Origin of the sequence: Halolamina litorea, from assembly GCF_026616205.1 — an archaeon.
Taxonomy (GTDB): domain Archaea; phylum Halobacteriota; class Halobacteria; order Halobacteriales; family Haloferacaceae; genus Halolamina; species Halolamina litorea.
The window spans coordinates 235327-259184 of record NZ_JANHGR010000003.1; the positions used below are offsets into that span (position 1 = coordinate 235327).

General features: G+C 64.7%; 21 protein-coding genes and 2 pseudogenes. 8 read left to right on the forward strand and 15 right to left on the reverse strand.

The features are described from left to right. Positions 1-13: 13 nt before the first annotated feature. Positions 14-1258, reverse strand: a complete 1245-nt coding sequence (locus NO998_RS15515) for an MFS transporter (protein WP_267648202.1) — start codon at positions 1256-1258, stop codon at positions 14-16. A gap of 182 nt (positions 1259-1440) precedes the next feature. On the opposite strand from NO998_RS15515, the gene NO998_RS15520 reads away from it, so the two are divergent. Further along, positions 1441-2685, forward strand: coding sequence for a cytochrome P450 (locus NO998_RS15520; RefSeq protein WP_267648203.1), 1245 nt, complete (start codon positions 1441-1443; stop codon positions 2683-2685). Between the two features lie 61 nt (positions 2686-2746). Here the strand turns inward: NO998_RS15520 and NO998_RS15525 are convergent, their stop codons facing one another. After that, positions 2747-3607: a universal stress protein gene (locus NO998_RS15525; RefSeq protein WP_267648204.1), complete on the reverse strand. Its 861-nt coding sequence runs from the start codon at positions 3605-3607 to the stop codon at positions 2747-2749. Between the two features lie 95 nt (positions 3608-3702). Continuing rightward, positions 3703-3849 carry a hypothetical protein gene (locus NO998_RS15530; RefSeq protein WP_267648205.1) on the reverse strand — a complete coding sequence of 49 codons (147 nt, stop codon included), beginning with the start codon at positions 3847-3849 and terminating at the stop codon, positions 3703-3705. A gap of 97 nt (positions 3850-3946) precedes the next feature. Here NO998_RS15530 and NO998_RS15535 point away from each other — a divergent pair, with 97 nt between their 5' ends. Beyond that, positions 3947-5503: a succinic semialdehyde dehydrogenase gene (locus NO998_RS15535; protein ID WP_267648206.1), complete on the forward strand. Its 1557-nt coding sequence runs from the start codon at positions 3947-3949 to the stop codon at positions 5501-5503. A gap of 61 nt (positions 5504-5564) precedes the next feature. Here the strand turns inward: NO998_RS15535 and NO998_RS15540 are convergent, their stop codons facing one another. Next, on the reverse strand, positions 5565-6593 hold the full coding sequence (locus tag NO998_RS15540; protein ID WP_267648207.1) for a succinylglutamate desuccinylase/aspartoacylase family protein: 1029 nt from the start codon (positions 6591-6593) through the stop codon (positions 5565-5567). A 472-nt stretch (positions 6594-7065) separates the two neighbouring features. On the opposite strand from NO998_RS15540, the gene NO998_RS15545 reads away from it, so the two are divergent. Further along, positions 7066-7869 (forward strand): HpcH/HpaI aldolase family protein, encoded by an 804-nt coding sequence (locus tag NO998_RS15545; RefSeq protein ID WP_267648208.1) that lies wholly within the window; start codon positions 7066-7068, stop codon positions 7867-7869. Between the two features lie 132 nt (positions 7870-8001). On the opposite strand, the gene NO998_RS15550 is transcribed toward NO998_RS15545, so the two are convergent. Next, entirely contained in the window at positions 8002-9003 is a 1002-nt protein-coding gene (locus NO998_RS15550; RefSeq protein WP_267648209.1) for a Cdc6/Cdc18 family protein, read from the reverse strand. Between the two features lie 255 nt (positions 9004-9258). Here NO998_RS15550 and NO998_RS15555 point away from each other — a divergent pair, with 255 nt between their 5' ends. Both NO998_RS15555 and NO998_RS15560 read left to right on the forward strand, forming a co-directional pair. Continuing rightward, on the forward strand, positions 9259-9459 hold the full coding sequence (locus NO998_RS15555; RefSeq protein ID WP_267648210.1) for a hypothetical protein: 201 nt from the start codon (positions 9259-9261) through the stop codon (positions 9457-9459). Then, entirely contained in the window at positions 9456-9656 is a 201-nt protein-coding gene (locus tag NO998_RS15560; RefSeq protein WP_267648211.1) for a DUF8073 family membrane protein, read from the forward strand. The genes NO998_RS15555 and NO998_RS15560 overlap by 4 nt, the downstream gene beginning before the upstream one ends. A gap of 102 nt (positions 9657-9758) precedes the next feature. Here the strand turns inward: NO998_RS15560 and NO998_RS15565 are convergent, their stop codons facing one another. From NO998_RS15565 to NO998_RS15590, 6 genes are all read right to left on the reverse strand, one after another. Continuing rightward, positions 9759-10769 (reverse strand): cytochrome d ubiquinol oxidase subunit II, encoded by a 1011-nt coding sequence (locus NO998_RS15565; protein WP_267648212.1) that lies wholly within the window; start codon positions 10767-10769, stop codon positions 9759-9761. Further along, complete coding sequence (locus tag NO998_RS15570; protein WP_267648213.1) at positions 10762-12159, reverse strand: cytochrome ubiquinol oxidase subunit I; 1398 nt, start codon at positions 12157-12159, stop codon at positions 10762-10764. The genes NO998_RS15565 and NO998_RS15570 overlap by 8 nt, the downstream gene beginning before the upstream one ends. Before the next feature lie 56 nt (positions 12160-12215). Next, complete coding sequence (locus NO998_RS15575; RefSeq protein WP_267648214.1) at positions 12216-12902, reverse strand: peroxiredoxin; 687 nt, start codon at positions 12900-12902, stop codon at positions 12216-12218. 115 nt (positions 12903-13017) lie between these two features. Next, the gene (locus tag NO998_RS15580) at positions 13018-13851 is read right to left on the reverse strand and encodes a helical membrane plugin domain-containing protein (protein WP_267648215.1); all 834 of its coding nucleotides are present in this window, start codon (positions 13849-13851) and stop codon (positions 13018-13020) included. A gap of 2 nt (positions 13852-13853) precedes the next feature. Continuing rightward, positions 13854-15056: an NAD(P)/FAD-dependent oxidoreductase gene (locus tag NO998_RS15585; RefSeq protein WP_321169533.1), complete on the reverse strand. Its 1203-nt coding sequence runs from the start codon at positions 15054-15056 to the stop codon at positions 13854-13856. A 104-nt stretch (positions 15057-15160) separates the two neighbouring features. Continuing rightward, positions 15161-16243: a rhodanese-like domain-containing protein gene (locus NO998_RS15590; protein ID WP_267648217.1), complete on the reverse strand. Its 1083-nt coding sequence runs from the start codon at positions 16241-16243 to the stop codon at positions 15161-15163. 220 nt (positions 16244-16463) lie between these two features. Between NO998_RS15590 and NO998_RS15595 the strand changes: the two genes are divergently transcribed. Both NO998_RS15595 and NO998_RS15600 read left to right on the forward strand, forming a co-directional pair. Then, on the forward strand, positions 16464-17639 hold the full coding sequence (locus NO998_RS15595; protein ID WP_267647972.1) for an MBL fold metallo-hydrolase: 1176 nt from the start codon (positions 16464-16466) through the stop codon (positions 17637-17639). 208 nt (positions 17640-17847) lie between these two features. Next, positions 17848-19509: a long-chain fatty acid--CoA ligase gene (locus tag NO998_RS15600; RefSeq protein ID WP_267647973.1), complete on the forward strand. Its 1662-nt coding sequence runs from the start codon at positions 17848-17850 to the stop codon at positions 19507-19509. A 19-nt stretch (positions 19510-19528) separates the two neighbouring features. On the opposite strand, the gene NO998_RS15605 is transcribed toward NO998_RS15600, so the two are convergent. Both NO998_RS15605 and NO998_RS15610 read right to left on the reverse strand, forming a co-directional pair. Further along, entirely contained in the window at positions 19529-20911 is a 1383-nt protein-coding gene (locus NO998_RS15605) for an ATP-binding protein (RefSeq protein ID WP_267647974.1), read from the reverse strand. Between the two features lie 159 nt (positions 20912-21070). Then, positions 21071-21733: pseudogene (locus NO998_RS15610) on the reverse strand (primase-associated protein); the annotation flags it as partial. On the opposite strand from NO998_RS15610, the gene NO998_RS15615 reads away from it, so the two are divergent. Continuing rightward, entirely contained in the window at positions 21625-22602 is a 978-nt protein-coding gene (locus tag NO998_RS15615) for an ABC transporter ATP-binding protein (RefSeq protein WP_267647975.1), read from the forward strand. The pseudogene NO998_RS15610 and the gene NO998_RS15615 sit on opposite strands and share 109 nt — an antisense overlap. A gap of 206 nt (positions 22603-22808) precedes the next feature. Here the strand turns inward: NO998_RS15615 and NO998_RS15620 are convergent. Both NO998_RS15620 and NO998_RS15625 read right to left on the reverse strand, forming a co-directional pair. Continuing rightward, positions 22809-23225, reverse strand: a pseudogene (locus NO998_RS15620) (PIN domain-containing protein); the annotation flags it as partial. Continuing rightward, positions 23222-23821 (reverse strand): DUF7437 domain-containing protein, encoded by a 600-nt coding sequence (locus NO998_RS15625; RefSeq protein ID WP_267647976.1) that lies wholly within the window; start codon positions 23819-23821, stop codon positions 23222-23224. The gene NO998_RS15625 and the pseudogene NO998_RS15620, both read right to left, overlap by 4 nt. Positions 23822-23858 lie beyond the last annotated feature (37 nt).

Here is a 23858-nt window from a genome sequence, read left to right on the forward strand (position 1 = left end):
GACCCAGGCGAGATCACTCCGCGACGACCGTCGCCAACCAGACTGTCACGAGTGCGCCAGCGAGCGCGACGACGGCGATCCCGCCGAACGCCGCGGTCGGGCCGCTGGCGTCCACGATGTAGCCGAACGCCGGCGGGGCGATCGCGCCGCCGAGCATCACCCCGACGCTGACCACCGCGAAGTTCGTCCCGACCGTGTCGTCGGCAGAGAGGTCGTCGGTCAGGCCGTCACGGGCCGGACCGGCGAGACTGCGGGCCGCACCGACGCCGAGCAGCGCGGCCACGGCGACGATCCCCGGGATGAGGCCGGACGCCAGTAGCGCAACGAAGCCCGTGACCGCCGCGAAGCTCGCGACCATCACCGGGCCAGGGGCGATCCTGTCGGTCAGGTCCCCGCCGAGGACGATGGCGACGGCGCCGACGACGAACATCCCCGTGAGTGCGAGGTTCGCCGTCTCCGGGGTGACGCCGTATACTCGGTCGAGGAAGACGACGGCGTAGGTGTTCACCCCCCACGACGCCGTCGAGGTCAGGAGCGCCAAGAGCGTGAGCCCCATGATCCCCGGCGAGTTCGCCAGCGCCCGGAGCGCGGCGACAGCGCGGGTCGACAGCGACTCGTCCGCGGCGTCGTCGTCTGCCGCTGCGGTCCCGACGTTTGGCCCTGTCACGTCGTCGCCGACTACGAACCGGAGAATCGCTGTCGCCACCAGCGCGTAAAGGAGGCCGACCCCGCCGACGACGCCGACGGCGTGGCGCCACGTCAGCCCGACGTTGGTAAACAGGCTGAACAGCACCGGTGGGGTGGCGAAGCCGAGCGCCCCGCCGACACCGTAGACCGAGAACGCCCGCCCGCGGAGCCCGTCGGGCGTCGCGTCCGAGAGCAGCGGGTAGTGGGCCGGGTGGTGGCCGCCGACGCCGACGCCGATCAGCACCTGCCCGAGCACGAGTGCCGGGAAGTCGGGGGCGACGGCGACAACCAACACTCCGAGCGCGCCTGCGACTGAGGAGAGTGCGAACGCGATGGTCCGGTCCCGGGCGTCGGCGAGCCAGCCGAACGGGAGTTGGAACACCGTGTTCGAGGCGCCTTGGACGCCGATGGCGATACCGAGCATCGTCAACGACACCTCGAACTCACTCGACAGTGTAGCCAGTATCGGCGGGAACAGCACCAGGTAGGCGTGATTGACGTACTGTGAGCCGCTGATGAGCCCCACGACGGTCGCAGTTTCACTCGACGCGTCACGGACGCTGTTGGCCATTACTCGGATCGAGGCGGCCCCGGTTCCCAACCCTACGGCTGCCGGCAAGCCGTGCGGGCTTTTCGCCGGACACGGCGCCGGAGATGGGTGTCGGGGAACCGATCACGTTCCGAGTCGGGTTCGTGTCGATCGGGTGCGTAGGCGCCGCGTAATTTTCCCCGGCCCCGTCGAAGCTGTTCCCCATGAGTGCAGCCGACATCGGTGGGCTCCAGACCTTCCCGGCGGAACTGCAGGACCGAGCGGCGTGGCTCGAGCCCTTCGAGTGGTACGCCGAGATGCGCGAGCGGGCGCCGGTTCGCTACGATCCGGACCGTCGCACGTGGGACGTCTTCCGGTACGACCACGTCAAGGAGATCCTCGCCAACGACGACGGCCGCTTCTCGACGAGCCCGCGGAACATCGACGGCTTCGAGGAGCCACCCGAGGACGAGGGGTTCCTGCTGGACACGATGTTGCTGCAGGATCCGCCCCGGCACGACGAGCTTCGGAGCGTCGTCGACGATGCGTTCGAGCCGCGGGCGATCCGGGAACTGGAGCCACGGATCCGGACGCTAACCAGTGAGCTGCTCGACGAGGCGCTCGCCGGCGCCGACGGCGAACTCGACCTCGTGGACGCCATCGCCTACCCGCTCCCGGTTATCGTCATCGCCGACCTCCTCGGGATCCCGAGAGAGGACCGCGACCGGTTCAAGCGCTGGTCCGACACCATCGTTCGGGGCGCCGACAGCGGCGTCGACCCGGAGTCGTTCGTCGAGGAGCAGCGTCAAGCGGGTCAGGAGATGGCGATGTACTTCCTCCAGCAACTGGAAGACCGACGGCAGAACCCCAAGGACGACCTCCTCACCACGATCGCCACCGCCGAGGGAGAGGGTGGGAAGCTCTCCCACCGCGAGGCGTTGGGGATGTGTATGCTGCTGCTGATCGCGGGGAACATCACGACGACACATCTCATCACGAACGCCGTCCGCTGCTTCGACGCCCACGATGGGGACCTGTTCGACAGCCTTGCCGACGGAGCACGGGAGCTCACCTCCGCCATCGAGGAAGTCCTCCGGTACCGAGCCCCGGTGCAGGCGATGACCCGCGTGCCGCTGGAAGACGTCGAAATCGGCGGCGAGACGCTCGAAGCCGGCGACGGTGTCGTCGTCTGGCTCGGCTCCGCCAACCGTGACGAGCGACAGTTCGCGAACGCCGACTCGTTCGTCCCCGGCCGATCCCCGAACTCCCACCTCGGGTTCGGCCACGGGCGTCACTACTGTCTGGGCGCGCCGTTGGCCCGCCTAGAGGCGAACGTCGTGCTCGACGAACTGACCGACCGAATCTCCGCGGTCGAGGTTGCCGACGCCGACCTCACCCCGGTCCGGAGTTCGTTCATCTACGGCGTCGAGTCGTTGCCGATCCGGTTCGAGAACTCGGCGTCGTGGTGATGGTTCGGTCCGTGTGGCCCCCGGAGCGTGGCTGGTGACCCTGTTGGGAGACGCTCCGCCCCTACCGACCCACTCTGCCTTCCTCCTCACCGGACTGTCGGCGAGCGAGGATAACCGAGCTCGCAGCCGCTCTCCCGACGCCCCCGGCGACGGAGCCGATCAGTTTCCGCCGCAGGAACGAATCCCCTGTCGCGCCGAGGATCGTGAGGTCGTGGCTGACGGTTTCGTCCGTGATCGCCCCCGCGACGTGGTCGCTCTCCCGTATCGTCGTCGCGACCTCGACGGTACTCCCCTCGAGTAACGCCGCGGCCTCGTCAAGCACGGTCTGTGCCTCCTGTCGACGTTCATCGGTCGCCGTCGGGGGGAGTACGTGAAGCAGATTGACAACGGCATCTTGTTGCTCGCCGATCGTGCCCGCAAGCTCGACGGCGAGCTCCCCGTGTGGCCCGCCGGCAACGGGAACCAGTATCGAGTCGACCCCGCTCGTCTCGCCGCGGATGCGCTCGACAAGGACGTCACACTGCGCTTCGCCAAGCACCCGATCGAGGAAGCGACCCAGTACGATGCCACGGCGGCGCGGGCGGCCACGCCAGCCCATCAGGAGTGTATCGGCATCGTTGTCGTCGACGGCGCCGACGATCCCGGTCGCTACGTCCCGCGCGTAGCGCAGCCGTGACTCCACCGGTACATCGGCAGCTTCGAGCTGTTCGGTCGCCCGGTCGATCAGCGTCCGTTCTTCGCCGTCGTCCTTGACGAGCCTCCTTCCCTCGGAGATCGGCACCTGTGGGGGAACCTCGATGACGTGGATCACGACGACGCGCATCGATCGACCGCACGCGATGTCGATTGCGGTGTCCAACAGCCGATCGACCGTCTCACGGTTCGCGACGGGAACTAACAGCGTCTCTGTGTCTGGGGGCATCCGTGTAGAGCTGTTTCAACTGTGTGTCCATTAACCGCTACGCTGGCCGCGAACAGTCCCAAGTCCCTCTCGTTTGCCAACCGACCAGCCCGCCGCTACGCTCCCGGACGGCCTTCGACGATGGTGCCGTCGCCGCCGACGGCCAGCACCGTCCGGTCGACAAGCAGTTCGGTGCCGTAGAACAACACGTCCAGGTCCAGACCGGGCCGGATCGATTTCCCCTCCCGGTCGATTCCCCCCACAAACGGGCCACGACGGCAAAAATGATGTACGCAGACGCCCCCCTATCCCGCCCGAGGCAACAGCGGGCTTATCCCCCGCACTTTCGTACTGGCGGACATGTACGAGCACCGAGTCGGCGCGAACCGACTCGCATCCCTCCGGGAGGACCTCGTCGTGACCGGCGAGCGTGAGCAACTGGACGTGATCGAGCCGTTCAGCGGCGACGTGCTGGCGTCGATTCCCGCGGGCACCGAGGCGGACGTGGACGCTGCCGTCGAACGCGCCCGCGCCGCACGCACGGCGTGGGCCAATCGACCGGTGGAAGAGCGAGCGGCCGTGCTGGAGCGCTACGCCGAGCGCGTTCTCGACGACCAGGCCGAACTGCTCGATATGGCCCAACTTGAGACCGGGAAGACCCGTCGGGACGCCTTCGAAGAGGTGCTCGACGTGGCACAGACGGCCACTCACTACGCCGATGCCGGCCCCGACCTCCTGACGAGCGAGCGCCGTCGCGGCGCGCTCCCGGGACTGACGAAGACGACGGTCCACCGCCAGCCGAAAGGTGTCGTCGGCATCATCGCGCCGTGGAACTACCCCGTCACGCTCGCCGTCTCCGACGCCCTCCCGGCGCTACTTGCGGGCAACGCCGTCGTCCTCAAACCGGCCGAGGAGACCACCCACTCGGCGCTGCTGGCCCGTCGCCTCCTCGTTGACGCCGGCCTCCCGCCGGAGCTGTTTCAGGTCGTTTCCGGCACCGGCGAGCGCGTCGGGGCAGGCCTCGTGGATCGGGTGGACTACGTCTGTTTCACCGGGTCGACCGAAGCCGGCCGCAGCGTCGCCGAACGGGCGGGGCGGGCGCTGATCGACTGCTCGCTCGAACTCGGCGGGAAGAACCCGCTGCTCGTCCTCGACGACGCCGACCCGGAAACGGCTGCCAACGGGGCGATCCGGGCCTCCTTCCCGAACGCCGGGCAGCTCTGTATCAGCACCGAGCGGCTCTACGTCCACGAGTCGGTGTACGAACCGTTCCGCGACGCCTTCGTCGCCGCCACCGAAGACCTCGACCTCGGCAGCGGGTTCGAGTTCGGCGCGGACGTGGGGTCGCTGCAGTCCGCCGCCCAACTCGAAAAGGTCGAACGCCACGTCGACGACGCCGTCGAGAAGGGGGCGGACGTGCTCGCCGGCGGCCGCGCCCGCCCGGACATCGGCCCGTTCTTCTACGAGCCGACGGTGCTCGAAGGCGTCACCCCCGAGATGACCCTCTACGACGAGGAGACGTTCGGGCCGGTGGTGAGCCTCTTCCCCGTTCACAGCGTCGAGGAGGCCATCGAACGGGCGAACGACTCGCCGTACGGGCTGAACGCGTCGGTCTGGGCCGGCGACCGGGACCGGGGCGAGCGCGTGGCCGAACGCATCGACTGCGGCACCGTGAACGTCAACGAAGGCTACGCCGCCTCGTGGGCGTCGGTGGACGCGCCGATGGGTGGCGTCGACGACTCGGGGATCGGTCGCCGACACGGGGACGACGGACTGTTGAAGTACACCGAACCACAGACGGTGGCCGTCCAACGGGGCGTCCGTATCGACTCCGGGCCGCTGCCCGATGCGGTTTGGGCGCGCCTGATGACCGGCGCCGTCAAGCTACTCAGTCAGGTACCCGAGCGGTTCCGGTGACCGCGTCAGGCGCTGCTCAGGGCTTTCACGGGCCGCCTTCGACACTGCCGTAACTGCAACCTCACGGTCCAATGTGTTTGGTCCCGGTCAGTTCCTCGATGATCCGCTCCTGTTGGTCCGCGAGCTTGATGAGGTGACAGAGGGGGTTCCCCGGGTGGACGACCGGGTTCTCGAGTACCCCGACGAGGAGCCCGGTGAACGGCGCCCCGACGACCGTTTCGTCGGTCTTGAACGGGTTCGTGATCCGGCAGATGGTTTCGCCCTCGTGGACGAGGTCGCCGCGCTCGAACTGCATCTCGACGATGCCGCCGGCGTCGGCCCGGAGCCACGTTTTCTCGCCCCAGTTCTCGACGATGGTCCGCCAGCCGGGCCAGCGGACGGTCTCTTGTGGGTAAATGCCGTACTCGGCGAACACACTTCGGACCCCTTCGAGGGCGTGGTCGATCAGGTCGCGTTCGAACCGGTGGGCCTCGCCCATCTCAAGGGTGATCGTCGGGACGCCGTCCTCGGTCGCCTCCCGGCGGAGCATCCCCGGCGAGCCCTCCCCGGCCATGATGAGGCTCGTGCCGAACGCCCGGGCGAGCCGGGCGGTAGCGTCGTCGCCCATGTCCGCCCGGACGTGGAACATGTTGGTCCGCCCCCGCGTCGACGTGTGGAAGTCGAGGCCGAAATCGCAGGGCGCAACGAAGTTGCTGTAGATCTCGTGGGCGATCCGGCTTGAACTCGTGCCGTCCCGCTTCCCCGGGAACGAGCGATTGAGGTCGTGATCGTAGATCGGTAGGTACCGCTCCTGTGTCGTGAACCCTTGGACGTTGAGGACGGGGAGACAGACGATGGTCCCACGCACGTTCCCGTGGTCCCACTCCTGTGCGACCTCGCGAACCACCTCAATCCCGTTGAGTTCGTCGCCGTGAGCCGCCGCCGAGAGGAACGCCGTCGGACCGGGCTCGGCGCCGTTGATGACCGTCACGGGGATCCTGACGGGGTCGGCGAGGTACGTCTCACTCACCGGGAACCGGAACTGCTCGGTCTCGCCCGGCTGGACCTCTCCGCCGTCGAAGGTGAACGTATCCGCGTGCTGGTTGTTCATTGCTGTCAGTAAACACGTTTTCCAACTACTAAACCACGAGCGCGAGAGGGCGGGGCGTCGCTATACGGGAGACCTTGTTGGCTATTCCTGGCTTTCAGCAGGACCGAATCGAGTCGGGTACCGAACTTTGGCGAAGCGGGGCGCTCTCTGGATGGTAGAGCGCCCACCTGTAGGAGCAGGCGGGCTTGGGATCCGTGATCTAGGCGGAACCCGTTTCGATCGAACCGACGTAGTCGGATAACGGTGCCGCTCCGAGGGCACTCACCGTGAACTCCGTTCGATGGGCTGGGACCACCTCGACCACCGAGCCATCGGTCAAAATGCGCTGGAACCAACGGACAGGCCTTGGGGAGGAACGCCGAGGAGAACGGTCGGTCTGTGGGTCGTGACCGTCATCGATGTGGCAACCCGACTGATCGGACTTTGTAACCTGTGCAACAGATGTTTGCCGTCTGGGCCGCAATACTCGTGGATGGACCATACAGCACCGACGAACGGCCTCGCGGCCACGTTCGAGGGCGACGGCGTCGCGCTCGGCGTGCTCGACAACACGTACAGCCCGACGCTCGTGGAGTTCTACGGCGAACTCGATCTCGACTTCGTCTGGATCGACCTCGAACACGGTGGCCCGGATCCCTGGGACGCGACCCTGATGGAGGACCTCCTCCGCGCCGCCGAACGGACGGGGGTCGAACTGCTCCTTCGACTCCCCGACACGGAGCCGACACTGGTCCGGAAGGCGCTGGATCTCGGGTTCCGTAACGTCTTTCTCCCGCGCGTGGAGACGGCGACGGAGGTCCGTGAGGCGGTCAAGTCCGCTCGGTTCCACTACGACGGCGAGCCCGGTGATCGCGGACTCGCCTCACCGCGGGCCAGCCGTTGGGGGCTCGTCGACGACTACACCACGGCCGAGGATCAGGAGACGCTCGTCGGCGTGACCGTCGAGACCGAGGAATCCCTCGAGAACCTCGAGGAAATCCTCGCGGTCCCCGAACTGGGGTTCGTCTTCGTCGGCCCGCTCGACCTCTCGGTTTCGTTGGGTCATCCCGGGGAACTCGATCACTCGGAGGTGCAGGAAGCCGTCGAGACGGTTCGTTCAGCGGCCGTCGATGCCGGCGTTCCCGTCGCCGGCCTCGGGTTCGGGATCGACGACGTCAATGAGAAAGCGGCCAACGGCTACGACATGCTGAACCTCGGGACCACGACGGGGGCGCTGAAAGGGGTCGTGACCGACTGGTTCGACGCCTACACGGGCGAACGGACGGCGAGTCGGTAGTCCGGCCACACGGGCCTCACCGGCTCCGGCATGGCTTCGCCAACAGCGGAAGCGACCGAGGGACGAGTAGCCGTTTACCTCGGACGTACCCCCGTCCCGGGTGCCGGATTACAATGGACATCCCCCCTCTCCCTACTCCAAACGTGGGCTGAGCATCTCGTCAACGACGTGCTCGATCTGGCTGTCGTCGGTGAGGTTGTCGAGGACGGTTTCGGCCTTGACTTCCAACTCGTAGCGGTTCGTTTTCCCGAGTCCCTGTCCCCGGCCACGGGTGTCCTTTGAGAGGATTCCCGAGTCGCCGAGGTCGTTAAGCTTGTCACGGAACCGCCGCTCGGAGATCGCCGTGGCGTCGATGTGGTCACAGAAAACTTCGTAGAGGTTGTGGAGGTCTTTCGTCTCTGAGACCTCGTTGCCGATGATCGTCGCGTGCGTGACGGTCAAGAGCGCGAGCGCACGCTGGAGTGGGAGCGATTGGATACCCCTCTCGACGGCCGCCTGCTCGAGGTACTGGTGGGCGCCGCGAACATGCTGTTCGGTGACGGACGATTCGCCGGCGTCATCGGCGAAGCGGCACGCCCGGAACAGCAGTTTAATCGCCTCTCGGGCGTCGCCGGAACCTTGGGCAGCGAGTGCGCTAGTCAGCGGGATCACGTCGCCGGTGAGTATGTCGCTGTCGAGTGTGGCGAACGGCTCGTCTTCGTCGCTGACCTCTGTGTCCCGAAGGGCACCAGCCGCACGGCGTGCGAGGATATCCCGGAGTTGGTTCGCGTCGTAGGGTGCAAACTCGATCTCGTCCTCGCCAAGCGAGGAGCGGACGTCGGCGTCGAGACCCTCTCGGAACTGGAGATCGTTCGTGATACCGATGATCAACAGTCGGACGTCGTCTGGTTCGGCTCGCGGGAGTTCGTAGAGGATGTAGTCGTCGCTGCCAATGGCGTCGATCTCGTCGAGGATCACGATCACTGTCCCGCTGATCGCTTCCAGTTCGTCGATGATCATCGACAGCAGCCTCTTTTTCCGGTAGCCGCTCGGGAGTTCTTCACCAGGTCCGAAGCGTTTCTCGCGGAGTTCTTTCAGCAGATGCGCCATCACGTGGTAGCTCTTGTCGATCCCCTTGCAGCGGACGTGGACCACATGGAGATCAAGGCCCTCCTTGTCGGCGTACTCCTGCAGTTGGCCGGTTTGAGAGAGATACCGACAGTCTTCCCCTGACCGGTCGGACCGAACACGAACGCGTTCAATGGCGTTGAGCCCATCGTCGCCGCCTCCCGTTCGGAGCAGTGCGTATCCCCGACAGAACTTCCGCCGTTCCAGCTCGACGGGCGGATGCCGGACACGATTTCGGGGAAGTTCGGGTATATGCACGCTCGCTGCCTATGAACAACTGCCATGGTTCCGAACGTCGACCTCGACCCATCTGGGAGGCCCCTGCTGATCGCCGGCATGCTGTGGGCTCTCGCGAGCGCCGCGACCGCGGCTTGGGTGTTCAGCATGGGGGATGTCGTGACGGCCCTCGGACTGACCGTGCTCGTCGGGGCTGGGCTCCTCTTAGCGGGGATCGACCTCTCGCCGAACGCCACGCCGCCGTGACGGTCGATACGGAGGTAGCCGACGCAGCGACGTGGAGCCTCGTCCTCGCGGGCGTCGTCGTCGCGTTTCTCGTCGGCGTCGGTCTGTTGCAGTTCTCGATGACTGGGAACGTCGGGAAGCTCGCACGCAACGTCAGCATCGGGTCCCTCCTGTCGCTGTTCGCCGTCGGGTTCTACCGGAAGTGGCACCGGGCCTGATCGAGCCTCTCGATACACGTCGCCCGCTCCCGTGTCGCGCGGCTCCGTTTTCCGAATCGTTCCTGACAAACCGTTCCTGAGAAAGGGTCCGCCCGCGTGGCCTCAGGAGTAGGCCTCGGGCTCGTCAACCGGCCCATCGAACGCCGAGTAGAGAACCACGAAGTAGACTGCGACCAGCGGTAACAGCAGCGCCGCCCCGATAGTCGTCAGATTGAGGGGGAGTGGGGATACGATGGCGGCCTCTGCGGTTCGGCCCACAGCGGGGTCCACCAGCGGGTAGAGCAGCGTGGCCACCAACGCCACGAGTCCGTACACCTGGCCAGCGACGGCGGCGAACGCCACGTAATGTCGCCCCCGGCGGCTGGCAGTCACGTAGACGGCTGCGAGCACCACTGTCACACCGAGCAACGTGAGCGTCGTCGGCGCAGTGACGTCGATGTGGGACGCCGAGCGGCCCAGTAGGAGGGCCGCGACTGCGAGAACGAGGTAGGCGACCTGTGCCACGTGGCCGAACAGGCGCGTCTCCAACCGGAGGTCCCCGCGGGTCTTCAGTCCGAGGAACGCGGCGCCGTCGACGACGGTCAGGGCGACGACCGCCAGCCCGATCGTCAGGCTCGCCGCGGAGGCGACGCCTCGAACTCCGAACAGCCAGTTGCCGACGAACACGCCGAGAGTGAACGGGGCAGCGAGGCTGCCCACGATGAACGCCCGGCCCCAGTACCGCTGCCACTGGCGGTCGTGGCGCTGTTCGTACATCTCCGGAGCTAAGCCACGCAGGATGAGCGACCCGAGGATCGCGAACATCAGGAGGTAGTGGCGGCTGAACAAGTCGCCGTAGACTACCGGGAACACGGCGAAGAGGAGACCGCCGAAGACGACGAGCCACACCTCGTTCCCGTCCCAGAACGGCCCGATCGCCGAGAGTAACTGCTCGCGCTCGCCGTCGTCGTCACGCGTAGCGAACAGCGCGCCGACTCCGAAGTCAAAGCCATCGAGCGCGAGAAACGTCCCGAAGACGACGAAGAGCAGTCCGAACCAGAGCCGCGTCAGCGGCAGGCCGAACAGCGGGCCGTCGGCGAGCGTCGACAGCGGTAGGGCAGTGGGCTCAATCATCGTTCGGAACGGTCACCCCCCGGTTGCCGTCGCCCGTCGGCGTCGCAGCGCGGGTGGGTGCTTCCTCGCGGATCAGCCGCGTCAGGACGTAGCTGTAGAGAACGAGCAGGGCCGAGTACACCCCGACGAAGCCGACAAGCGTGGCGAGTGCCTCAGCCCCGGTGAGGCCGGGGGAGACGCCGGCGCTCGTCTTCATCACCCCCTGGATCACCCACGGCTGCCGGCCGACCTCTGTGACGATCCAGCCCAGTTCGACGGTGAGGATACCGAGGAGCGACGAGCCGACCAGCGCCTTTGCCAGCAGGTCGTCGTCGAAGAGTCGACCCTGATACCACCGGATTCCGCCCCAGAACGCGAGCAGGATGAACCACATCCCGAGCCCGACCATCGCACGGAACGCCCAGAAAACGATGGCGACCGGTGGGGCCTCCGTGGGAATGTCGTTCAAGCCGGTGATCGAGGCGCCCGGATCACCCCCACTCGCCAAGATCGACGCGACGAAGGGCAGTTCGATCACGAAGAGGTTCTCCGCGCGCGGGTCGGTGATGTCCGAGAAGCTTGTCGGAAACGCTAACAGTTTCAGACCGACTGATGAATCGGTATCGTATTGCGCCTCCATCGCTGCGAACTTCTGCGGTTGGGTCTCGGCGACGTGTCGGCCGTAGGCGTCGCCGTGGATCGCTTGCAACGGGGCGGAGATCAGGAGCACGGCGAGTGCGATCTTCATCGTCTTGCGCCAGAACGCCGTGTCGCGGTTCATCCAGACGAAGTAGGCGGCGACGCCCGCCATGAACAGTGCGACGGAGAGCACGGCCGCGTTCTGCATGTGGACGTACATCCACGGGAACCGCGGGTTCGCGTAAGCCGCGATGGGGTCGACAAGCGAGACGACCGGCTGGCCGTTCTGCATCGCCATCTCGAACCCTCGTGGCGTCTGCATCCAAGAGTTCGCGATCAGTATCCAGAGCGCGGACAACCACGTCCCGAGGCCGACGAACACGCTCGAGAGCATGTACAGTCGATCGGTGACTCGATCGCGACCAAAGACGAAGATTCCGAGGAACGTTGCCTCCAGCATGAAGGCCATCATCCCTTCGATCGCAAGAGGGCCGCCGAAGAGCTCGCCGGCCGCAGTCGAGAAGGCGGCGAAGTTCGTCCCGAACTCGAACTCGAGGACGATCCCGGTCACGGTCCCGACGACGAAGCTGATGGCAAACACCTTGGTCCAGAACTCGCGTAGCTGTTGGTACACCTGTTCGTCCGTCCGGATCTCTTTCCACGTGAAGTATATCAGAAAGGGCGCAAGCCCCATGCTCATCACTGGAAAGATGATGTGGACGATCGTCGTCACCGCAAACTGAAGTCTGCTGGCGATGACTGCGTCGATCATATATTGTGTGTGAATGCCGCTGGTAGTCGTCCGGGCGACCCTCCCTCAGTAGCGCGTTACTCCGACTGTGTCACGAACCACCAGTCATACGCTTCCATGTCCTCCGCCGCTTCGGCCTCTGCTGTCCGGGCCTCGGCCTCGTCGACGGTGCTGGGCGGCGAGAGGAGGAGGCGATCACCGAAGGTCTCGTTTTCGGGCCAGTCGGCGGGGACGGCGATATCCTCCGCCTCGTCGCTTCGCTGCAGTGCGCGCAGCGACCGGAGGATCTCATCGATGTTCCGGCCGATTTCCATCGGGTACGTCAACACGAGTCTGACTGTTCCGGTGGGGTCGACGAGGAAGACGCTCCGGACGGTCGCGGTGCCCGCGCCCGGGTGGATCATCCCGAGCGACTGGGCGACCGTGCCCTGATCGTCGGCGATGATCGGGAACTCGATGTCCACACCGATGTTCTCGCCGATCCACTCGGTCCACTTGATGTGGGAGTGGACGCGGTCCACCGACAGGCCGAGCAGTTCGGCGTTCAGCTCCTCGAACTCCCCGCGGCGCTGTTCGAAGGCGACGAACTCCGAGGTACACACCGGCGTGAAGTCCCCGGGGTGGCTGAACAGCACCAACCAAGACCCCTCGTAGTCATCGGGAAGGGACACCTCGCCCTGACTCGTCTCCACCGTGAGTCCGGGGAACTGGTCACCGATCCCCGGTGCAGTGACGCCGTCAGCTGCCGCAGGTCGCTCACTCATTACAGCCGTAACTCGGGGACAGGCCGGTTAAACGAGGATTCAACGGGCTATTCTTTCGGACCACGGGCGGGATTTTTCGGGAACGGAGAATAATTGCCGCGACCGGGGCCGCGGCTCAGTCGTCACCGAGGTCGGCTTGCCCGAGCGCCCGCAGTGCCGCGACCAGCCGCCCGAGCGCCCGTCGGACGTCAGCGTCGAAGAGTGCGCCGACGAGCCCGAAGAAGCCGACCGGCTTCGGGTCTTCTCGTGTGAACCCCTCGACAGTGGCGTCGACGGCGTCGGTGACCACCGGATCGCCGAGTGTCTCCATGGTGGTAATCATGTTGCCAGCGTTCCGGCCGAGCTGATACATGTCCACCTCTTGTTCGCCGTGCACGTCGCTGAAGCCCGCGACGGCCATCCGGAACTCGCGGATGAGGTCCCGGTTGTCCTGTGCGACCTCCTGTAGCTCCGGCGTGAGTTCGGTCGCCAGGTCGTGGGTCGCATCGAGGAGGTCGAGCAGTTCCGTCAGCGTCTCGGCGTTGTCGCCGAGGCGTTCGAGCAGTATCAGCGTCTGCTCGTCTTCGAACGAGCCGCGGAGCCGCTCGACCGTCTCCCGGTTCTCCCGGACCGCGACCAGCAGCTCTGGCACGAGGTCGTCCGTGAGCTCTTTCGACACCGCGAGGATGTCGAGTAGCTCGACAAGCGTGTCGGCCTCGGTGCCGACTTTCGTGAGGAGCGTCAGCGTCTCCTCGCGCTCGAAGGCGAGTCGGAGTTCACCGAGGGGCTCCCGGTTCTCGTGAACGGCCTCCCGGAGTTCGGGGGTGAGGTCTCCCGCGAGGTCCTCGGCCGTCAGCAGGAGCCGGAGTAGCTCGGCGAGTTCCGCGTCGTTCTCTTCGACGACGCGTGCGAGTTCGCGGTCGCCCTCGATGGGGGCGGTCGTGTCGGCGGTGTTTTCATTGGATGCCATTGTTAGGGGAGGGGGTCGTACCCTCGAAGCCACGCGTTCCAGTACACGCTCGGCAGGACGTTGATGTCCAGAATCCAGTTTGCCCGGCTCTCGACGGGCGCCGAGATGCTGTTCTCGTAGTCGAACTCGGCGATCATCGCCTTCCCCTTCTTCGTCAGGAGGGGGCAGGCGGCGTAGCCGTGGTACTCGGCGGTCATCCGACCGTCGTTCATGTGGGCGACGAGGTTGTCGACGACGACGTGGGCCTGCTTCCGTGCCGCAGCCGCCGTCTTCGCGTTCGGCGTGTCGCCGGCGTCACCGATACCGAAGACGTCCGGGTACTCGGTGTGTTGCATCGTGTTCTCGTCGACAGTGACGTACTCACCACCGTGTTCGTCGTCGCCCTCGGTGAGCGGCGAGTTCTCGGTCAGCGCCGGTTGGCCGAACTGCGGCGGCACGGGCGCGTAGAAGTCGTACTCTTGGGTTTCACCCTCGATGGAGTGTATCTCCTGGGCCTCGAAGTCGATCTCCTCGACGGTGAAGTTGCCGCGGAACTCGATGTCCCGCTCGGCCCAGATTTCTTCGAGCTTCTCGCGGTACGGGGAGACCCCGAAGACGGCGTCGCCGGGCTTGGTCATCACCACGTCGACGTCGTCGCGAATCCCCTGTCGCCGGAAGTAGTCCTCGGCGAGCATCGTCATCTTCAGCGGCGCACCACCGCATTTGAACGGCGTGTCAGGGACGCTGACGACGAACGTGCCGCCGTCGAACGATTTCAGCCCCTCCCGCATGTCCATCGCCGCCTCGAAGTAGTAGAACGGGAAGACCGACTCGGTCTCTTCCCACCCCTCCATCATCCCCGGTATCGACTCGCCGCCTAGTCGATTGCCCAAGCCGGCGATCAGGTAGTCGTAGGAGATGGTCTCCTCCGAGAGGTCGACCGTCTTCGCGTCGGGGTCGACACCGGTAACCTCGTCCTCGACGAACTCGACACCCGGGCGCATTATCTCCCGGATATCGCGGAACTGGTCTTCCGGTTCCATGTACCCGAACGGCAACAGGTAGTACGACGGCTGATAGGCGTGTTCTGTGCCTTTGTCGACGACTGTGATCTGCGTGTCGTCGTCGAGGCGCCGATCGAGCATGTTCGCGCTCATCGCGCCCCCGACACCTGCACCGAGTACCACTATGTGGTCCATACTGTACGATATACGGCGGAACGGCATCTGTCGCCTTCGCTACGGGGAATGTTGCGGGGTCGAACGTCGATCTGAGGAGCTGAGGAAATAATTTCGCGTACCTGGCCCTCACGAGCCGATAGCTGGGTAGTTCAATCCCGATCCGGCGACTCGACGGGAGCGTCGACGAGGTTCCCCCACTCGCTCCACGAGCCGTCGTAGTTCCGGACGTGGGGGTAGCCCAACAGCTCCGAGAGCACGAACCAGACGAGCGCGGATCGCTCGCCGACGTTACAGTAGAGGATGATCTCGTCGCCCTCCTCGACGCCGGCGTCGATGAACGTCTCCTCGAGTCCGTTCCAGTACTCGAACCGGCCGTTCTCCCGGGCGACGCTCGTCCACTCGACGTTTACCGTCCGCGGAATGTGGCCGGACGCCCGGGCGGGAACGGTCGTTTCCCCGCGGTACTCTTCGGGCGACCGGACGTCGACGAGCGTAACGTCCGTCGAGAGCGCGTCGTATACGTCGTCACGGTACGCCCGAATCTGATCGTTCGGGGGCTGGGCGTCGTACTGAACGGGGGTAACGTCCGGCTCGCGCTGAGTCGTCCGATAGTCGTTCTCCGTCCAGTACTGCTTGCCGCCGTCGAGCAAGCGGACATCTCGGTGCCGGTAGTGTTTCAGCACCCAGTAGACGAAGGCTGCGAACTCGTTCATGCCGTCGCTGTATAGAACAACCGTGCTGTCGGCTGTGACTCCCCGTTCGCCGAGAATCGAGGCGAGGCGCTCCCTGCCAGGAACGGTTCGGCCGCCGGCGTCGCTGAAGTCCCGCTGTGGGTCAAGCTCCACCGCGCCCGGGACGTGTCCCTCGTCGTACGTCGTCGAGACCTCGATAAGCCGGAACTCGGGATCGTCGGTCTCGAACGCTGAGAGCATCTCCCGGGCGGCGTCCGGGCTCACGAGGAGCCGTTCGGGATGGCCCGTCCGATCGCCACCCATCGGTCGGGCCCGCACACTGTAACAGGTCTGTCGGCCGTCGTGGATCGCAGGTGCGCTCTCGACCAATCCCGCCGACTGTAGCTTCTCCAGCCCGTATCGGGCCGTCCGCGAGCCCAACAGCGTCGCCTCGGTGATCCCCTTGAGCGTCATCGACCCCTCGCGGGTTAGCTCCTTGAAGATGAACTTGGCGCTGGGCGGCAGGTCCTCCAGCGTGTCTTCGGCGTCGAAGAATTGCATTTCTCTCCCAATATCGGTCCACGGGAGTAATAAACACATTGTTGCCGCGGTACCAGCCTATCGTGCACGCGTAAGAAGTTATTAACTCAGCTAAAGGAACTCTAGACCGTCCAAAATACCGGAGATATTTTCGATAACGGACGCGCACCGACGTGTCTGCGACAAATTATTCTCGCCGCTCGAACGGTTATACGTGTACTCACCGTGCAATACCATGAAGATGGTCGAGACAATCACTGCAGAACGACTGCGCGACCTGATCGATGCCGACGAGGAGTTCGTCCTCTTCGACACACGATCGCCGGACAGTTTCGAGGACTGGCACATCGCCGACGCCCGGAACGTCGAGTACTCCAGCAACGACGACGAACTGATCGGCGAGTTCGACCCAGACGTGATCGGCGACGATGACACCGTCGTGACGATCTGCGCCACGGGGAGCTCCGCCGGCAAGTTCGCCACGTACCTGGAGGCTGAAGGCTACGCGGACGACGTCAAGACCGTCGACGGCGGCATGGAGGCTTGGAGCATGGTGTACGACGAGGTTCCCATCGCCACCGAAAACGACGACCTCGTCGTCGTCCAGCTCCAGCGTCGGTCGAAGGGCTGTCTCGGCTACCTCGTCGGCTCGAAGCGGGCTGGCGAAGCCGCGCTCATCGACGTGACCCGGGCGACCGACGAGTTCCTCGATGCCGCCACATCGCGGGGACTAGCGGTCACGAGGGTCCTCGATACGCACATCCACGCCGACCACATCTCGCGTGGTCGCCGATTGGCCGACCGTCTCGGTGTGCCGTACCACCTCGGCGCGCCCGCTGAGAGCCGGGACCCACAGTTCGAGTTCGACCCGATCGAGCCGAACGATACCGTCGAACTCGGCGACGTGGAGATCAAGGCGGTCCACACGCCCGGCCACACGACCGGGATGACCTCGTACCTCGTCGACAACGAGGCGCTGCTCACGGGCGATACACTGTTCGTCGAGTCCATCGGCCGGACCGAACTCCAGTTCGCTGACGCGGACGCCCGCGACGGCGCCCGTATCCAGTACGACACGCTCCACCAGGCGATCATGACCGCGCCTAACGACGTGAAGATCCTCCCGGGGCACTTCTCCGTCACTGACGACGGCGAGTACGTCGACGTGACCCCGGGCCAGCCGATGTTCTCGACGGTTGGCTACCTCTGGGAGAACAACGAGATCCTCCGACTGCCCGAAGAGGAGTTCGTCGACCACATGTTCGAGAACCTCCCGTCGAAGCCGCCGAACTACGAGCGGGTCATCGCGACAAACGCCGGCGAGTACGAACCGGAAGACACGGACGAAGAGACCGAACTCGAACTGGGTCCGAACCGTTGTGCGGCCACCGAGGAGAGCGCTATCGCAGACGACTAACGCTGCGCCCGGTCCCACGGATTCTCCAACGCGCTCCGAACCCGGCCGTCGGCGTTCGGACCCGCCGCCCCGTTCGACGACTGTGACGAAGTGAAAGGCCAGCCCCTGTTTTTCGGAGGCATCGAGCGAGCCACGGCTACCGCTACTCTATCTAACGTATAAACAAACCGAACAAAAAACTATTACAGTTGTTACCACGACTCTATGTGTGACTGGTTATCAACAGACCCTGAAGCCGTTCCTCTGGCGCGCACAAAACATCACCCCGGAGCGGGAAGTCGTCGCCCGGACCCACGAGGGGATGAAGCGGTACACCTACGCCGACTACGGTGACCGTGTCGGGCAGTTGGCGAACGCCCTCGAAGCAGCCGGCGTCGAAACGGGGGACCGTGTCGGGACGATGTGTTGGAACACCGACCGGCACTTCGAGACGTACTTCTCTGTCCCGAACCTCGGGGCGCAACTCCACACGATCAATCCGTTGTTGCCGGATGGACATATCCAGCATATCGTCGACGACGCCGACGACAAGCTGATCTTCGTCGATCCGTCGCTGGCCGAGAAGCTCGCCTCGGCGTACGACCCCGAGGCCTTCGAGAGCGTCGAGCAGTTCGTGATCATGGGCTCGGAGGTGCCCGACCTGCCACTGGAACCGATCACCGACTACGAGTCGTTCATCGGCGACCAATCGACGAGCTACGAGTTCCCGGAGCTCGACGAGGAACAGCCCGCGGGGATGTGTTACACCTCGGGGACGACGGGCATGCCGAAGGGTGTCGAGTACACCCACAAGATGCTCCACGCCCACACGATGGCGACGATGGTCCCACAGGCGCTGGGCATCGACAACTCCGACGTGGTGATGCCGGTCGTGCCGATGTTCCACGTCAATGCCTGGGGGATGCCGTTCACGGCGGCTGCTGCCGGGGCCAAGCAGGTCTTCCCCGGACCGTCGCCGGACCCGTCGGACATCGCCCGACTCATCGAAGAGGAGGGTGTGACGCTCGCTGCGGGCGTCCCGACGGTCTGGCTCGGCCTCCTCGAGTACGTCGGGGAGAACGACGTCGACCTCTCCTCACTCGACCGAGTCGTCATCGGTGGGGCAGCGGCGCCGAAGGCGCTCATCGAGCAGTACGACGAACTCGGTGTCGAGGTCGTCCACGCCTGGGGGATGACCGAGATGTCCCCGGTCGGGACGGTCGCGAACCTAAAACACGACCTCAAGGACGCCCCGAAGGAGCAGCAGTTCGACGTGAAGTCGAAACAGGGGCTGATCGTCCCCGGCCTCGAGTTCAAGGTGGTCGGCGACGGCGGCGACGAGATCGACTGGAACGGCGAGGACTTCGGCGAGCTGCTCGTCCGCGGGCCGTGGGTGACGATGGAGTACTTCAACCGGCCGGCGGCCAACGAGGAAGACTTTGACGGGTCGTGGCTCCGGACCGGTGACATCGTCACCGTCGACACGGACGGCTACATCGAGATCGTCGACCGCGCCGACGACGTGATCAAGTCCGGTGGGGAGTGGATCTCCTCACAGGAACTCGAGAACGCGATCATGGCCCACGACGACGTGAGCGAGGCGGCAGTGATTGGTGTGCCACACGAGCGCTGGCAGGAACGACCCGTGGCGATGGTCGTCGCGCCCGAGGGGACCGACCGCGAGCAGTTGAGCGAGGAACTCCGAGAGATGCTCCTCGAGGAGTACCCGAAATGGTGGGTCCCGGACGGCTTCGAGTTCATCGACGAGATCCCGAAGACCGCCACTGGGAAGTTCTCGAAGAAGGACCTGCGGGAACTGTACGAGGGCGAGGAAAGCGAGTTGCTCGATGAAGACGCTCCTGCAGAAGCGGCACCGGAAGGGGAGGACTGACCGGGCTTCCCGATTTTCTTCACATGAGCTGGTCGAGTTCGTCCGGACCGAACAGCAACCAGTTCTCGTCGACGTCCTCGGCAAGGCCATCGACAAATCCACTTCGGGAAAATAGTGCGAATCGCTCTGTCCGATCTGAGGGTCCCCACCGGACGTCGGTAGCTTTCTCAGTTAGTGAATTGACGAGCCCGTAGCCCACCGGTTCAGTCGTCCACTTGCACTCCCCGAACAGAATTCTGTCGTCACTTGGTGCAAGGCCGACGATATCGATCTCCTGTCCACCGTACCACCACCGACCAAGGTCGGAATACGGATCGACTTCCCCCTGTCGAATGGCTTCCCAGATGGCCTCCTCACAGATGTCCTCAAACGTCGAGGAGACGTAATCTGGCAGCCTCGGCTCGATGGTTCCCTCATACACAATCTCCGGCGCTTCTTCGATACTCGAACGATTCGGCTCGACGAACCGAAACCAGAACCGGAGGAACTCGTCGGCGACGATGTACCGGGAACGTTTGGACTGCTTTGCTGACGCTGTGACTGGTGTTTCTCGAGAGATCAATCGGAGCCGGCGGAGCGTCTGGAGATACTTTGAGAGCGGGCCTGATCCGACTCCAGTCGCACCGGCAATCTCGTTGGGCGTTGTGTGGCCGGTTGCGATCGCTTCAAGGATGCTCAGATACCGTGCAGGGCTCCGGAGCTCGGTTCGAAGCAGGAATTCCGGCTCGTTGTAGAGCATCGCTGTCGACGACAAAATCTGTTGCTGGATGTTCTCAGCGACCGATTGGCTGTAGTCGAACTGTGTTAGATACATCGCTGTCCCCCCGGTCACGCTGAACGATCTCACAGCGTCCTCAAATCCATAGGTGATCACGTCCCGGGCATCTTGGAACGAGAAGGGCTGCAGATCGATCTGGCCTGTCCGCCGACCGTAGAGGGGACTCTCGTGACCCAGTACCTCAGACTCCATTGTGCTCACACTGGAGCCACACAGGACGAGCATTGAGTCGGTTTCTGAGAGTTGTTCGTCGATGAATGCCTGGAGGTACGAGGGGAGCGAATCGTTCTCCTCCATTAGGTACGGGAATTCGTCGATGACAACGATGAGTCGCTCGTCTGCAAGCACCTCGGAGAGATACGCGAGTGCGTCCTCCCAGTCTGTGATCCTCGGTGGTCGCTCGTCGACGTGAGCGGCGATCTGCTCGACGAATTTTTCGCGTTGTCGCTGCTCGGACTCCTGTGCTGCGAGGTAGTAGATGTGTGGCCGATCGGTACAAAACTCCTTCAGCAGCGCTGTCTTCCCGATTCGTCGCCGTCCATACACCACGAAGTATTCGGCCTCCTGTGATGCGTAGGCAGCCTCCAGCGCATCGAGCTCTGCCTCCCTGTCGAAGAAGGTCATTATCTAGATAATCATTATTGCGATAATGACTTGTGTGTTTCGCCCGGTGGAGAGTTCTGGATGCAAGAGACGGTTTCGCCGCTGGTTTCGGTCAGCTTAGCCAGCCTCAAGAGCGACCTAATGCTGGGGCCCCATTGGACGGAAATATCTACACAACCCTCAGAACGGGCTTGAACGACCATCATCCCCACCGACCTGTTCGTACATCTCCTCCGGGAACGGAACGCTCCCCCAGATCGAGTAGGGACACTGCTCTTTCCCGATGCAGTACCGCTGCATATCGTCGTTGTCGCAGTTCATCGGCAACGGCGTCTCCCCCTCAATCGTGTTCGAGAACTCATAGCGGACTTGGTAGGCCGTTTCCTGTTCGTCGTACCACGGCCAGCGGGAGAAAACCGCCATCAGGTCGTCGACGATCTCGTCGATGTCGCTCTCGTGGTACTGGGGGAGCCACATCACCATCCGGGCGAAGTTGTAGAGGTCCTTTCGGACGGGCTTCTTTTGGTGCAGTCGCTCCTCCATGGCGGCCATACAGGGCAGCTCGAAGAGGTCCGCGATCCCCTCGACGTCGATCTGTTCGGCCCCTGATCCTCCTCGCCCGATTCGGTACTCGTTGACCCGACCATCCCGGTTGATTGTGACTGCCGGGTGGGTGCTGTGGTCGGTGAGCATTTTTGCGAGGCTGCTCGGACTCGAGATGCCGTCGATGACTGATGCCTCCCAGTCGGAATCGGGTCTGTACGCTTCGAGCCCTTCGTAGAGTTCTTTTGCCGTGTAGAACTCCCCGGGCTCGACGGCATCGGCGCCTGAAAGCGCTCGACGGCCTCGACCTCACGGTTCGCGAGGGGGAGGCGTTCGGGTTTCTCGGTCCGAACGGTGCGGGAAAATCCACAGCAATCAACCTCCTACTGGGGTTTCTGACGCCGAGCGGGGGGATCGGCACCGTTCTGGGCCACGACGTCGTGACGGAGTCGCGCCACGTCCGCCAGCGTGTCGGGCTGCTTCCGGAGGGGTACAGTCCGTTCGACCGGTTGACAGCGAGAGAGCATCTCGACTACGCCATCGCGGCGAAGGACGCGGACGACGATCCCGACGTGCTCCTCGACCGGACTGGCTTGGCACGGGAGGCACGCGACCGGCCGGCTGGCGAGTACTCGACGGGGATGCGGCAACGACTGGCGTTGGCGACGGAACTCGTCGGCGACCCGGAACTGCTGATTCTGGACGAACCCTCGTCGGGGCTCGACCCCGGTGGGATGGCCGAACTACGCGAAGTGGTCCGAGAGGAAACTGAGCGCGGCACGACAGTGTTCTTCTCCAGCCACGTGCTCCCCGAGGTCGAAGCGGTCTGTGACCGCGTCGGAATCCTGCGGGACGGCCGGTTCGTCGCAGTCGATACCGTCGATGGACTCCGTGCGACCCTCCATACCGAATCCACCGTGACCCTCTCGGTCGAGGACCCTCGTCTCGACGTCGACGGTATCGATGGCGTCTCCTCGGTGGTCGTCGACGACTCACAGCTCCGGGTGACCTGTACCGATCCGGCCGCCAAGGCGGCAGTGATACAGCACGCCGCCGACGTGACGACCGTCCGGGACGTGCAGGTCGAGGACGCGTCCCTCGAAGAACTGTTCACCACGGTCACGAACGGAAACGAAGTCGCCGGAAGTGGTGCGGAGGTGGACGCGTGATGGGGAGCGTGCTCCGAATCGCGAAGAACGACTTCACGAACGTCCGCCGTTCGCGCCTCCTCTGGGGTGTCGTCGGCGCCTACGCGGCGTTCACGGTTCTGCTCGTCGTGTCGCAAGCCACGACGGCAATCACGAGTGCGACGGAGCTTCTCGTCGGTGTGACGGGTATCACCGCCGTCGTGTTGCCTGCGGTCGCCCTCGTCGCCGGCTACCTCGCCGGCCGCGATATCGGTCGTGTAGATGTACACCTCGGTCGCCGTCCCCGCGCTGAGATGCTGGGCAGCGAGGGCGGCGAGGGCGGCGTCGGCACGCTCGACCTCGTCGGCGGGTCGGTCGTCGGCGTTCGCGATGTACCGCTGGACGCCATCCATCACCCGCGAGACGACCGGCTCGGAGAACTCGAGTGGCGCCGCAACCGTCGCCCATCCCTCGTCGATCGCGGTGTCGACGGGTGGCGCCTCGACGTCGGGATCGTCGACGGTCAGCTCCTCGTACACCCGTTCGGGCAGGACGAAGGTGATGTCGTTCCGGCGAGCGAATCGGCGAACAGCCTTGTAGCGGCTGTTCGAGGGCTGTCCCATCGCGACGAACAGGCCGGTGTCGGCGATGTGGAGCCGGCTCACGCGTCGTCAGCCGCGTCGCCGTCGTCGATATCCAACTCGTCGAGTCCTGCCCCTGTCTCCTCGATGTCGTAGTGCTCGTGGACGACGGGCCGCAGCGCCTGCAGAATCATCTCCGCGGCCAGCGGCGAGATGTCCAGATCCTCAGCCATCAACCGGTGGGTCACCTCGCCGCGTTCCCGAGCGACGGCGTAGGTGAGCGCCGTTGCGAGGCCGGCGACGCCGTGGCGGTCGATGTAGGTGTGGATGTCCGCATTCGTCTCGCGACGGCCGACGGCGTCGATGAGCGCCGGCGTGATCGTGTACTCTCGGTCACCGGCGGCCGTCGTCACGGTCAGGTCGATCTCACGGGCGGCGTACCGGCGCGGCTGCTCGTCGTCGGTGACGTCGACGACGCCGGTGTCGACGAGCCGGTTGACGTAGCTGTAGGCGGTTCCCTGTGCGAGGTCGAGGTCGTCCATCACGTCCTGGACCGTCGCCTCCTCCTCCCGAGCGAGGTACGCGTACAGCTGGGCCAGCTGTGGCTCCTCGAGGAGGTCCGCGACTGAGAGGAAGTCCCGGACGATGTCGCCGTGGGCGCGATCTGAAGTGCGTGACACGGATCGTTCTTGATTACAGTTTACAGCGAATCAGTAA